The sequence below is a fragment of the Nocardiopsis sp. NPDC055824 genome (genome assembly GCF_053616335.1).
Genome location: NZ_JBSHDN010000027.1, coordinates 1 through 11,981, shown reverse-complemented (window position 1 = coordinate 11,981; position 11,981 = coordinate 1). Strand labels below are relative to the sequence as shown.

Genomic DNA, 11,981 nt, shown 5'->3' with positions numbered 1-11,981 from the left:
GCGCCGTTGACGAAGGTCCGGTCCTATGCCGGTGTGTCGGGATGGCCGTACAGGGACATGCCGTCGTGTCTGTCGTCCGAGTCCGGGTTCGAGTCCAGGTCCGGAGCCGGGTCGGTGTCCGCGTCTCGCCGGCCAGGGTCCCGGCCGTCGCGGGTGTCGCGGCCGCCCCTGCCGTCTGCGCGCGTGGAGCGGCCGCCGTCCCCGTTCGAACTTCCGCCCTCGTCTTCAAGGTCGTGCCCGGCGCCGGAGTCGCCCCTGTCGTCGGACCTGTCGCCGTCGCCGTGGGAGCGGTCGCCGCCGCTTCCCCTGTCGCCGCCCCGGACGCCGCCGGAGCGGTCGCCGCTGCTGCCCGGCCCGTCCTCGTCCCGGCCTCCGTCCTTGCCGTCGTCCTCGGGTTCGTTCCTGTCCCGGGGGGCGTCCTCCTCGCGGTTCTCCTCGTTGCCGTCCTTGTTCTCCGACGCGTCCTGGTTCTCGTTCTCGCGCTGTTGCCGTGCCGGGACGGACTCGGACTCCGCAGGGGCCGTCTCGGGGTCCGCCGCCTTCGGGCCCCCGTCGTCGTCGATGACAGGGGCGGGCTCCGCGGTCGTCTCCTCGCCGGAGGGTGTGCGCGTGGTGTCCTGCGCGGAGTTGCCGTCCCCGTGGTCCACGGTGCCGTTCAGCTCCTGGTCGAAGAACGCGAACAGGTCGGCCGCCGGGCCGGAGATCAGGGGTGCCTGTTCGGCCGGGGGCGGAGTCGCCTCCTGCGGGGGGACGACCGTCTGCTCCCGGGACGGGGCGGGGGAACCCTCGCCCCCCAGGCCCTCGGAATGGGACCCGGACGGAGCGGTGGGGTTTTCCCCGGGTTCCGGCCGGGCCGGTGGCGCGGTCGCCCGGTCCTGCTCTTGGCCGTCAAGGTCCGGTTCCGTCCCGGTCGGGGCGGGGGAGCGCGGTTCCTCCCGTGCGGTCTCCGTCGGGGGGACGGGCCGGCTCTCAGGAGCGCTGGGGGTCTGTGCCCGGTCGGGGGAACCCTGCGCCGCACGGCCGCCGAACGGTTCGGTGCCGTGCTGGGAGGGTCCGCTCCCGCCCGGTCTGGTCGTGGTCGGCAGCGACCACCGGGCCCTCCACTCCTGCCGCAGACGGTCCTCCTCCTCCGGTGTGCGCGCCCTGTGCTGCCAGTTGGCCCTCCAGTCCTGCATGGCCCGGAGCCGGTTGTCCCACTCGCTCCGGTCCGGGTCCGTGGAGGGGGCGGGCAGGTCAGGGGTCTGCGGTCGGCGGGGAGCGGGCTGCTCCTCGGAAGCGCGGCCGGTCCGCTCGGGGGAGCTCTGCCGGCCGTGGTCCCCCGTCGGGCCGGTGTCGGCCGGGGACGGCCGGTCGCCCTCGGAAGGGACCGGGCTCGACGAGCGCAGCCGCTCCAGCCGCAGCCGCATGTCCCTGAGTGTGTCCGAGTCCGGCGTGGACGCCTCCGAGAGGGAGTCCAGGGCCGCCGCGGCCATCTCCTCCTCGGACGGTGTCGGCTCCGGCCGCCGCTCCGGGCCCTCGACGGGCCGGTCCCGCTCCTGCGGCGTGCTCGGGTCCGTGGAGGCCCCGGGCGGGCCATCGGCCTCCGGCGGCCGGAAGGAGTGCTGCTCCGCGGGGCCTCCGGGCCAGGCGGTGTCGTGGGGGCCGCCCAGGTCCAGTTCGTACCGGGCCCCGTCGGGAAGGGGCGGGCCCGCCGCCAGCGTCCGCTCCCCGTGCGACCGCACCAGGCGGGTGCGCTCTTCCCCGCTGAGCTTCGCCGCCTCCTCCGGGAAGTTCCTGTCGAACCAGCGGACGTGCGGCGCCTCCTCCTCGTCACCGGCGTCGTACAGGTTCTCCGAGCCGTCCCTCTCGCGCTCGCCCGTGGGGGCGACGACGCCCTCCGGGACGGAGGTGTGGGGCAGGAGCGGAGTGGTGTCGTCCTCCTCGTGGACCTGGACCCGGTAGCTCTCCGGAACCAGGGCGTCCCCGTCGTCGGACTCGTGGTCGAAGGGCCGGCCGGAGTCGGTTCCGGAGTCCTCCCCCGTCCCCGTGAGGGTGATGCCGAAGGTCTCGCCCAGCCTGTCTCGCAGCGCCTGACCGCTGTCGGCCTTCGTGGGCGGCGCACCGTCCTGTCCGGCGGCCGTGCCGTCGCCCCGGCCTGTCGGGTCGGCGGAGGGACCGCCGTCGGCCGGACGCTCGGGGGCCTTGCCCTTGTCGGCGCCGTCGTCGGGGGACGTGCTCTCGGTGAGCGGCAGTCGCACGGCGGGCGTGTCGGTGAATCCCCGGCGCAGGGCGCGCAGGGCGTCGGCCCACTCCCGCAGCGCCGTGTTGAAGGCGCCCAGGTTCTTGTCGTGGGCGTCTTGGAGCTTGTCGTACTCCTCCCGCGCCCTGCGCGCGTCCTCGGCCCTCTGCCCACCGGGGTCGGACCGGGTCTGCCCGGTCCCCTCGGCCCGCTCCGGACCGGAGGGCGCCCCGTCGGCCGCGCCGTCCCGGCCCGAGCCCTCGCCCTGGGCGGCGTCCAGTGCGTTCCGGGTGTCGACGACCTTCGCGGCGGCCTTGTCCAGCGGCTCGCGCGCGTCGAGGTAGTTCTTCTCCGCCGTGGCCAGGGTCTCCTGGGTCTTGGCGATCCGGTCCATCAGCGGCTTGAGGTGGTCGACCCCGTCGGGGGCGATGATGCCGAGCTTGACCGCGTCGCCGTGGGAGATCCAGGTCCGGACCTTGGTGTTCACCTCACCGCGCTGCCACCGTGCGGGCTTCTCCCGGGAGGAGGTGTGCCGGGGCTCCTTGCCGAGCCCGCGGCGCGCCCGGTCGACGGTTGCCCGGCCCATGTCCGCGCTCTTGTGGCCGATGCTCTTCGCCGCTCGCTTGTACCAGGCGCCGCGCAGCTCCGTTTTGGCGCCCACGCCCCACGTGGTGTCGAACTCCACGAGATAGCCGGGGCCGGTGCGGGTGCGGGTCGTCGTGGAGGGGTCCTTGGCCTTGGTGTCCTGGGAGGCGGCGCCGCCCGCGGACGTGCTGTCCCCCGCGCCGGCGGAACCGAAGAGTCCGCCCCGGGGCGGCTGGTCGGTTCCGCCGACCCGCCCGGCGGGCATGTTGTCCAGGTTCGCGGCCAGGGAGTCCGAGGTGCTCTGGGAGGAGGTGACCGTCTGTTCCGACTCCGACGAGTCGCTCAGGCGCACGTCGGGGTTGTAGTCGATGATCTTCCCGGACCTCAGGTCGGGCAGGGCTTGGACGGCCAGCCGCGTCCGGCCCATCTGGATCATCTCGACGCCACCGGGTTCGAGGGCCTGGAGGAAGAGCGACTTGAGGGAGAGCAGGTTGAGGCTGTGGTCGATGGCGTCGTTGCGGACGTTCAGCCCGATCTTGTCCGCGACGAGTGCGCGGGCCTCCTTGACGGCCCCGGGGGTGTAGCGCCCGTCGACGACGGCGTCGGGCGACGGCGTCCAGCCGAGCGACTTGGCCACCACGACATGGGCGATGTCGCGGGGGTCCTGGCCGTCGAGGACGATGGCGGTGGGCATGACCACGGCGTCCCGGATGTCGCGGCCTCCGACCGGACTCCTGCTCGACATCCAGTCCCGCATCATCTGCTCGAGGGACGCGTGGGTGTCCGAGGAGGGGTTCTCCGGGGCCGGTGGAGTCGGGGGGCGGTGGGTGCTCCGGCCTTCGGTGCGGGTGGTCGCGGTGTCGTCGGGGGCGCTCCGGGGCGGGTCATCCGGAGCGGCGCCGGTGCGGTCGGTACCGCTGCCGTCCTGGGTGCTCAGGGGGTCGGCGGCCGTGTCCCGGTCGAGCGGGGCCCGGTCGCCGGGTGGGGCTGGGCGGTCGTCGCCGGAGGTGTCCGTGGAGCCGTCCGCCCCGTCCCCCGCGCGGGGCAGGTCGATGGAGAAGGCCGGGTAGAGGGCCTTGACCGTGCCCGAGTCGCCCTCGCCCCGGAAGCTGCGCCGTTCGTCCTTCTCCAGCCCCTCCCAGGCCAGGGTGTTGGAGAAGCCCTGCTTCTCGGGGATCTCCAGGTCGATGGTGAGCCGGCTGTCCATGGACGTCTTGGCGTAGGGGATGTCCATCGACACCTGCACGGTCCGCTTGCCCGAGTCCTTGACGGCGACGCCCTCGCTGTGGGCCCTGGCCCCGGACTGGTCGCTGAACACGCCCATCATCGTCGGGCGGCTCGCCGGCCCCGGTTCCCCGCTCGACGGCTGGCCGCCTTCGCTATGGGGCAGCGGCGGCATGACCGCCTCCTGGACACCCGCGCCGGCACTGCCGGAGCGCTCCTGCTGCCCCTTGTTGCCGGTCTCCAGGGTCTGCTGCTGTTTGAAGAGGGTCTTGCCGCCGATGTAGTCGACCTGTGTGTTGCTCGTGTCCAGCTTCAGGTTCACGACGGCGTCGAAGGAGACCGGTGTGGTCGACGTGGTGTTGCCCTTGAAGACCGAGTGGCCGACGGGCTTGATCCGCACCGCGAGCGGGGGCCCGGAATTGGGGCGCAGGCCCCGGTACGAGGTCAGCGCGTCCAGGATGTCGGACTGGGATTTCCCGGTCAGTTCCCAGCCCGACGCGGCGAGCTCGTCGGCGAGGTCCTTGAGGGCCTCGTCCGCGGAGGGGGGCCTCATGAACTTCCCGGAGTCCTCCGCGCCCGGACGCACCCGCGCCTGCCCGGGGCGCTCCGGCTCGGGCTGGGGGGCCGTCGACAGGGTACCGTCGGCCTCCTCCACGACCCTGTCCTCCACCAGGCCCGACTGCTGGGCGTCGCGGACGTGGAGCAGCCCCCGGGTGAGGTCGTGGAGGTGGGCCTGCCAGCCGCGATAGCGCGGGGAGTGGGGGACGGGAGGTCCGTGGCGCAGGTTCCTGGAGAACTCGACGGCCTGCTTGATGAGACCCGAGGCGTGGAACTTGTACGACTTGTTGATCCCGGGACTGAACCCGATCGTCTCCGAGAACTTCTGCGAGGGCTTGTCGCTGACGGTCCAGTCGTAGATGCTCTTGCCCAGCGCGGGGCCGAGGTGGACCTGCGGGTCGGAGGCGGAGTCGGGCGCCTCGGAGTGCCGGGCGCCGCCGGCGGTCGGCTCCGCCGGGTTGGGGTTGTACCGGCCTCCGCCCGCCCCCTGGACGGTCAGGTCCTTCTTCGTCGAGGTGTTCGTGGACACCTCGTGGCTGGTCTTGTCCTCCCAGCTCAGCGCGGCGTCGGACTGTTCGAGGCGGGTGATCGCCCCGAGCTCGTACCTGGTCGCCGACGTGATGCGCGCGTTGTGGCCGGAACGCAGGTCACCGGTCATGTCGGTGTTCGCCCGCAGGCCGGTGGAGCTGTACGTCTGCGGGTTGTTGCGGACGTTGTCCTCGGAGAGGACGTGCTCCATGTACTGCCTGTTGCCCTCGGACCTGGTCAGGTAGGAGCGCAGCTTCTTCAGGTTGCGTTCGAGGCTCAGCTCTTCCAGATAGCTCTTGAACCGCTGGAAGTCCGACTGCTTGCCGGGCCCGTTCGTGTCCCAGGGAGCGCGGTTGGGGAAGTTCCCGTAGAACGCCTCGACCAGGCTGTTGACCTGACCGTCCTCGGTCGTGAACGTGGTGGCGGCGTATTCGAACGTGGCCCCTGTGTCCAGGACGGTGTCCGCCTGCCGCTGCTCCTTCGTCCGCTGGTCGGTGGTGTCGGTGCCGTCCTGGCTGGCGCTGTCCTGACCGGTGCCGTCGGTCTGAGCGGTCGTGTCCGGCTGCGGGGTCGTTCGCCGGTCGGCGTCGGTCCGGTCGGTGGGGGCCCGGCCCCGGTCGGTGCCGTCCGACTCGGTGTGGAAGCGGTTCGCGAACCGCTTCGTCGCGCGCACCAGTCCTCCCGGGCGCTGCTGGACGTTTCCGGGGGCCGCCGTCGTGAAGCCCCGGAGCATGTTCTCGGCATCCTCCGACGGCATCGGGGTGATCACGACGACCTCGGGGCTGCCGGGCTCCCGGCTCCGGCCCGCCCCGGTCCCGCCCTGGTCCCCCTGCGGTGTGCCGCCTTGGGAAGGGGTGTCCGCAGGACGGCCTCCGTCGTCCGCGGTGTCGCTCGCCTTCGTGCGGAACGGCCTCAGGAACCGGTCCCGCCGCCGGTCGGACCGCTCCGGCCGTTCGCCGGAGGCCTCCGGATCCGCCGTGGTCCGGTCCTGGGGGTTGTCCTGCTGCTGGTCGGTCCGGGCCTGCTCGGCCCGGGCTGCGTCGGAGCCGGTCTTGGGGGTTTCCCCGGTGAAGAGCGTCTCGACGGGGTCGAACAGCGCGATCCCGCGTTCGGACACCGGTTTGGTCTTCGCGTCGGGCTTGGCCATGCCGATGTCGTCGTGCTCGTACAGCCGGGCCGAGATCATCGCCGTCGCGGTCCAGGTGTCGACGGTGTCCTCGGGATAGCTGACACCGTGCTCGCTCTGGACCTTGGTGCTCAGGTTCTGTGAGCCCGACTTCGTCTTGCTCAACGTGGTGGAGGCCGAGGCCCTACCCGACCGGGGCGCGTACCCGTTCGCGTCCGCCGCTCCGGTCTCGCGGGCGTAGGCGCCGGACGTGCCCTTCGCCGTGCTGCGATCCTGGGTGCCGGTACCGCTGCTGTAGGAGGAGGCGCCACCGTACTTGAAGGAGAGCTCCTTCTTGCCGTTCTTGCTCTCCTGGTCGTCCTTGTCGTCCTTGCTCTTCTCGCCGCCCTTGCCGTTCTGGCCGTCCTTCCCGCCTCCGCTGTGACACACGTCCGAGAAGTCGGCTCGGATACGCAGGGTGATGGTCGGGGCGTGCAGAAGGTAGGTGCCCGTCGACTTGCCCGAGGAGGCGCCGGTTCTCGCGGTCTCGGTCAGGGTGACGGAGATCCCGTTGTCCCTCAAGGAGTCGAGCCCGCCGAGGAACCCGGCGTCGGAGATCGCCTTCTCGATCTTGGCGGTGTTGGATTCGGCGGTCCTCAGGTCGCGGCTGAGCAGCCTCTGGCTGCGCAGCACCTCCGCGAAGCTGCGCGATCCCTCCCCCGGCGGACGGTTGAAGTTCTTGGAGTCGCTGGTGATGCCGGGCATGACCAGGCCGGGCCGGTGCTTGGCGATGCCGGTCAGCACCTGGTGCAGGATCTGGTCGTAGACCGTGCGCTGCGGGGCTTTGCCCTGGCCGTGGTAGAGGTCGCTTTCGGGCCAGGTGAAGTCCTTCGGCACGATCTCGCGCGGGAGTGCGGTGCGGTCCTCTCCCGTCCGCTCGCGCCGGGAGTCCTGTGCGTCCGGGGCCGGCGTGCCCGTCGGATCGGCTCCGGTGCCGTCGGTCCGGGTGTTCGGGCCGGGGGCCGTCTCAGGGGTCTCGGGGGTGCTCCGGTCCCGGGAGGCGTCGGTCTCCGCGCCGTGGTCGTCGGTGGTCCTTTCCTGACCGTCGGCGTCCCCCTCGCCCGCGGGGTCCGGGGGCGTCTGGCCGCTGATGGTCCACGCGTCCGCGTCGGTGAGGATCTCCAGACTGGTGCCCGTGAGCCTGTGCGGCTCCGGATCCCCCTGGAAGTGCACGTAGTAGTTGCGCGTGACCTCGTAGACGCCCGAACCGGCCCTGTCCGTGGAGGTGCGCTTGACCGAGCCGGAGTTACCGGTTCCGCTCTCCTGCGTCGAGCGGTGCCGCTGGCCTCCCTCGCCGGACACGATGTCGAACCGGACGCCGTGGTTCGTCCCGGGAAAGCCGACGTCGAGGCCGACGCCCCCTCCCCCGGTCCCACCCGTGATCTTGTGCTTCTGCAACGAGGAGGAGGCCTCGTGCTCGGATTTGGCGGAGCGGTTCTGTCCGCCCTCGGGGAGGCTCGACGGCTTGGCGACGTAGGAGATCGGGATCGACCTGATCGTCACGCGACGTTGTTCGCCATCGGGGGTGGTCAGGGTGATGGCGTGTGCTTTCCGCGTCGACTTGGGCAGCACCTCCAGCATCACTTCGTCGGAGAACTTCTTCTTCGTCTGGTTCTGGACGTGCTCCAGGAGCTGTTGCCGTCGTTCCTTGCTGACGGGGGGAAGCAGGTGGCGGGCGGCACGCTTGAACCGCCCCGGGCCGGAATCGGGGGGCGCCACCTTGTCGGCCACCCAGCCGGCCAGGGAAGGGACGTCCTGGGTCTCCTCCCCGTTCTTCCCCGTCCGTTCCCGGAAGCCCCCCAGGCTGATGGGCTGGCCGTTGGCCACGTTCGCGTGGGGGGTCCTGGCGGAGGGAGTGCCGTCCTTCCGGACGGGACCGCCGCTCAGGGGATCGGACAGGGTGATCGTCGCGGGGCCCTTGTGCGGGGTGACCTTGCCGGGCAGGATCAGCGCGAGCCCGTTGGACGAGTGCGTCCGCCGCTGCACCCGGGGGTTCGCTTCGGTGGCGTTCCCCTCCTTCGGCGGTGCGGGCGTTCGCTCCCGGCCCGAGGCACCCCGGGCCTCAGGGGACCGGTCCGTCGACGGCACCGTCCCGTCCTTCGAGGCGGTGTCCGGTGTCGGGGAGGACGTCGTCGGCGGTGAGGTCCGCTCCAGGACGAAGTCCATCCCCAGGTCCGCGGCGTAGACCTCCGGGGTGCCCATGGCCTCGTAGCCCATGGCGGACTCGAAGGTGACGGTCGTGCTGGCCGCGGTCTGCCGCTGACGCGTGGAGCTGGTGAAGCTGAAGATCGCCCGCGGGCCGACGTCGCCGACGCCGGTTGCGCCGAGCATGAGCGGCGAGAGGGTGAAGCCGAGGTTCAAGGCCTTGTTGCCGCCGTGTCCGCCGCTGCCCTCGAAGGCGGCGCTGTTACCCACCTCGGCGGCCATCTTGGCCTGGGGGGTCTTCGTGCCCGGGGCGGCCTCCGAGGAGGCGTGGTAGAAGTTGCCCTCCGGCAGGGTCAGCTTCACCTGGGCCGTCCAGACGGAGCCGTCGTCCCCCTTCACCTCCGTGGAGTATCCGTCGGGTGTGAAGAAGGTGGACATGTTCTTGTCCTGCTGGGCGGCGATCCGGTCACGGACCTCGTCGCGCACGCTGTCGGGGGCCGTCACATCGTCGTTCCCGAGCGTGCCGTCCACGAACGCGTCGAGGTGCTGGGCGTGGACCATGCTGGCGTTCACCAGAGACGAGTTCAGGAGGTATCCGATGTCGTGGGGCGTGTTCCGGTCCGAGACCACCGTCCCGGCGTAGTCGGGGTCCGGTTCGGGAGCCGGCTCGGTCTCCGGAGCCCGGTCCCGGGACGTCCCCGTGGCATCGGTGCCGCCGTGCTCCGCGGGGGCCTGCTCCTGATCCGTGTCGCGCTCGCGTGAGGGATCGTCCCCGCCGCTGTCCTCGGTCGGGGTCTTCTCGGCGCCCTCGGGCTCGGGGGTGTTCTCCGTCTTCGCGACGTTCGGGGCATCCCGGTGCTCCTGGGGGTCGGGGGCCGGAGCGCTGTCGGTGCTCTTCTCCCCGTCCTGCTGCTTGTCGTCCTGGCCGTCGGCGGAGGACTCCTCCGGAGCGGGCTCGTCGTCCGCCTGCTTCTCGTCCCCGCCCTCCTCACCGTCCTTCTTATCGTCCCTGTCGTCCTGGCCGTCGGTTTCGTCGTTGTTCTGGTCCTGGAAGTGGTCTTCCTGGTCGTCGCGCCTGTCTCCGCCGTCACCGGAGCGGTCGCCGCCCTGCTCACCGGTCCGGTCCCCGCCCTCTCCGGTCCGCTCCTTGTCGCTGTCCTGGGTTCGGTCGTCGTCGCGGGAGGCGTCCTCGCCGCGCTGGTCGGGCTGTTCTCCGTCGCGGTCGGAGGGAGTGCGCCCGGTGTCCTCCGTGTCCTGGGGCGGTCCGCTCACGGTTGTGGTGTCGGTGTCGTGCAGGCCGTCGCTCTCGGTGACGGGAGACGGGGGCAGCGGGACCTCGGCCGGTGAGGTCTGCTGTTCGGGGGCAGGTGCGGTGTCGGGTGCGGTGTGGGGGGACGCCCGCTGTTCGTCCGTCGAGTTGTCCGGGTTGTTCTGGCCGGTGGTCTCGGTCTCCGGAGCGGGCGGTGCGCCCTCGGTGACGACCTGGGAAGTGTCGTTGGCGGTCGACCGCTGCTGTGACGGGTCCGAGGCGCGGGTGTCGCCGGTGTTCTGGGACGGACGTCCACCGCTGTTGCGCTCGGTGGGTGTGGAGCGCTGGTTGTTGTCGGTGGCCGAACTCTGCGGTGTGGTCGCGGGCGGTGGAGCTGCTTGGCCGATCGGCGCGGCCACGAGGGGAGGGGCGGTGTGCTGCTCGGGGGCGGGGGTGGAGCGGTCGGCCGGGTTCGTGGCGTTGCCGGTGTCGGGTGTGGTCTGTTCGGTGCCGGGAGGCGGGACCGTCATCGGGTTGTCGGGGACGATGGCGTTGAGGAAGTTGACGGTCAGAGGGCCGTCGTTCATCCCGGGGTGGAAGAGGTCGCTGCCCAGGCCGGGGTGTTTGACCTCGGTGGTGGCGAAGGGGTCCTTGCCGGTGTCGGGGTAGGGGGTGCGGGCGTCCTCGTCCTGGTGGACGCGGACGGTGTCGTGGTTGTTCAGGTCGTGGTCGTCGGCGTCGCCGAACTCGGAGCCGTCGTCGCCGAACTCCGAACCGGAGTCGGAGTCGGTGTCGGTGTCGCTGACCAGGTCGGGGACGTCGTCGATGTCGGAGGAGTCGTCGCGGCCGGTGTCGTGTGAGGCGGTGGCCGGGGGACCGTCGCGGTCGGGCCGCCCGTCCTGCCCCCGGCCGGGGCCGTTGTCGCGGTTGTCCTCCCGCGGGGGTCCCTCGCCGCCGCGGTCGCGGTCGGGGCCGGGGACGTGGTCGCCGCCCCGGCCGGGGTCCTCGCCGCCGCCCTCCCACGGGCCGGGGATCTCGGGGCCGGTGGGGTTGCCGTTGCGGTTGGCGGTGCTGTCGGTTTCCGTGGGCGGCGGGTTGGTGATGTTTGGTCTGTCTTTGTCGCTGAACAGGTCGAGGCCGTGCAGGGCGCCGTCGGTGGCGCCTTGTTGGATGCCGGCTTGGGTGGCGCCGGCGGTGGCGGAGTAGCCCGAGGCCTCCCAGCCGCGTCCGTCGGCCAGGCTGCCCAGGCCCTCGCCGAGGTAGCCCTCCAGGGCTCCGGTGCCGATGCTGCCGCCGACCTGTTGGGTGTAGGCGCCGGTGGTGGAGAAGTACTCGCCCAGGGGTTTTTGCAGGTTGACGGGGACGTCGGCGAGGTGGTCGCGCATGTGCGGGGGCAGGCGGTCGCCGATGGTGTCGCGCAGGTGCCGGCCCAGGTCGGGGTCGTTCCAGTGGCGGGCCAGGGTGGTGGCGTAGTCGCGTCCCAGGTCGCGGGCGGCCGCCTCGCCCAGGTGGTCGCCGAAGTTGCGGGCGAAGAGGTCGGCGAAGTCCTGGCGTGCTGCGGCGGCCTTGGTCGCGTTGTCGAAGGCGCCGGCGCCGACGGGGCTGGCGGGGTTGTAGGGGGTGAGGAACTCGTCGTTGTGGCGGCCGAACACCTCGGCCAGGTCCTTGTTCAACGACGGCGGCGGGGGCGGTCCCTCTTTGGGCGCGGGCACGGGTGTGGGACCCGTGTCCTTGGGTGCGGGGGAGTCCGGCCCCCGGTCCGGGTTGACCGGGGGGTCGTCCTTGACCGGTCCGGCCGGGGGGTCGTCCTTGGGCCTGGTGGGGGGTCCGTCGGGACCGCCACCGCCGCCGGGGGGTGGCGGGGTGTCGGTGTCGCGGTTGAGGGGCGGCGGGTCGTCCCTGACCGGCCCCGAAGGCGGCCCGTCGGGGGGACCGGTGGGCGGTCCGGGCGGGGGCCCGTCGGGGGTCTCGCGCAGCGGCGGGCCGGTGGGGGGTCCGGGCGGGGGCGGCCCGTCGGGGCCGGTTTTGATCAGCGGGGGCGGGTCGGGCAGGAGTTTGAGGTCGGTGAGGCCTTTGCTGAACAGGTCGGACAGGTGTTTGCTGAACAGCCCGTCCATGCCCGCGGAGAAGACCGCGGAGAGCACGCCCTCGATCGCGGCGCCCTTGTGGGCGCTCGCGGTCAGGGCGCTGTCGCGGTGGTGGCGGGTCCCCCTGCCGATCTGGATGCGCTGGATGATGCTGTCCATGCTCGCGAAGATCTGGCTGATGATCTGGTGGCCGGGCACGGTGATGAGCAGCCAGGTCAGGAT

1 protein-coding gene is annotated in these 11,981 nt (G+C 72.1%); it reads right to left on the bottom strand.

Annotated elements, in window-relative coordinates:
* Positions 1-23 precede the first annotated feature (23 nt).
* A complete protein-coding gene (locus ACWGL3_RS08830) occupies positions 24-11,957 on the bottom strand; it encodes a hypothetical protein (RefSeq protein WP_452461110.1) in 11,934 nt (3,977 codons plus the stop codon).
* Between the last annotated feature and the right edge of the window lie 24 nt (positions 11,958-11,981).